Source organism: Polaromonas sp. CG_9.11 (assembly GCF_015752225.1).
Taxonomy (GTDB): domain Bacteria; phylum Pseudomonadota; class Gammaproteobacteria; order Burkholderiales; family Burkholderiaceae_C; genus Polaromonas.
In genome coordinates this window covers 1-1505 of sequence record NZ_JADOVE010000068.1, presented here as the reverse complement: position 1 = coordinate 1505, position 1505 = coordinate 1, and the positions used below count along the sequence as shown (strand labels likewise).

Genomic DNA, 1505 nt, shown 5'->3' with positions numbered 1-1505 from the left:
GGGGGTGCGGCGGAAATCTTGGACTGGTTTATGCCGGAATTCCAAGGCTATCCCGGTATTCGAGGGGACTAAGTGAGCCGAGGGATATTTTGATCCGCTTTTCGTTATACCAGCGGATGTAAGAGTCAACGACCTGAATGAATTGTCCAATGGTTGTGGCCTGCCAGTTTCGAGGGTAAAACAATTCCGTTTTCAGCCGCCCGAAGAAGCCCTCGCAGGCCGCATTATCTGGCGAGCACCCCTTGCGCGACATCGAGCGAATGAGCTTTGCATCGTCCATCCGGGTGAGCCAGCCAGGCCAGCGATAGTGCGCACCGCGATCAGAGTGGACGACGGGCCGGTCATCGCTGTTGGCCAGCGTCTCGATGGCAGTGTCCAACATCGTGTTCACAAGCGCAGCATCAGGACGTGTGCCGATGGTCCAGCTGACAACCAGGCCATCAAAGCAATCAATCATGGGCGACAGGTACACCTTGCCAGCCGGGATATGGAATTCCGTGATGTCAGTGAGCCACTTCTCATTCGGGGCTGCAGCCTGGAAGTCGCGGTTAATGAGATTGTCTGGCGCCGGGCTGATTTCTCCCAGATAGGAGCCGTACTTACGGCGCTTCTTAGCAGCAACGACCAAGCATTCCTGCTTCATCAAGCGCCGTACGACTTTCTCCGAGAGGCTGAACTTGTGTCTGCCCAATGCCGCCCGTAACCGTCGATAACCGTAGCAGCGATGATTGCGCTCGAAGACATCTGTGATGGCAAGACGCGCATCCGCATACTTGTCGGCGAGCCGTAGCCGTGCCCGATGATAAAAGTAGGAGCTGCGGGCTAGATCAAGTTCGGCGAAGAGCTCTGGCAGCGCGTAGGTGTCTCTCAGGGCGTCAACCAGCCGGGTCTTCTCCTGGTTGCTCAGGAGCGGCAGGTCGACGCCCAGGCCTTTTTTTAACAGTTCATTGGCCTTCTTCAAGATATCGTGTTCAAGCTGCAGTTGCCGGACGTCGCGTCGAAGCGATTCGACTTGCCGCTCCAGCTCTGCCCGCTCAGGATCAGGCGGTGAATCGTTGTTGGGTTTCATGGATGCGGGAGCCTCAGGACCCAGTAATTGATTTTTCCATTGGTACAGCGTCGGCCTGCTCACGGCCAGCTTTTGTGCAATGGCTTGCGCACTTGTCTGCCGGGTGCACAGCTCGATGACGGCTGCCTGCTTTAGCGCTTGAGGGCGCGGCACGCTGCGCGCTTTGCCGACAATGCGTTTCCTCGTTTCGGGATGCAGCTCATCGACCCAGGCTGCGAGCGTATCGCGGCACGGGTATCCTAGTGCCTTCAGGGTTCCAGTCAGGCAGCGATCGTGGTCCAGGTAGTGCTGGGCGGCCACTTTCTTCTGTTCGTCTGAATACTTCGGCCTTAAAAGCACATAGCCCGCCGGCAAATCGCGGCTCTGTTCGTATTCTCGATGCCAGCTCTTAAGCGCGTTCTTTGTTGGGTACCCCAGCTGCCGAATGGTCGCTCCA

1 protein-coding gene is annotated in these 1505 nt (G+C 57.3%); it reads right to left on the bottom strand.

Going from position 1 to position 1505, the window contains the following annotated elements; translation table 11 throughout:
- Positions 1-28 precede the first annotated feature (28 nt).
- On the bottom strand, positions 29-1505 hold a 1477-nt coding region (locus IWX85_RS20120; RefSeq protein WP_196870980.1), incomplete at its 5' end, for an IS3 family transposase.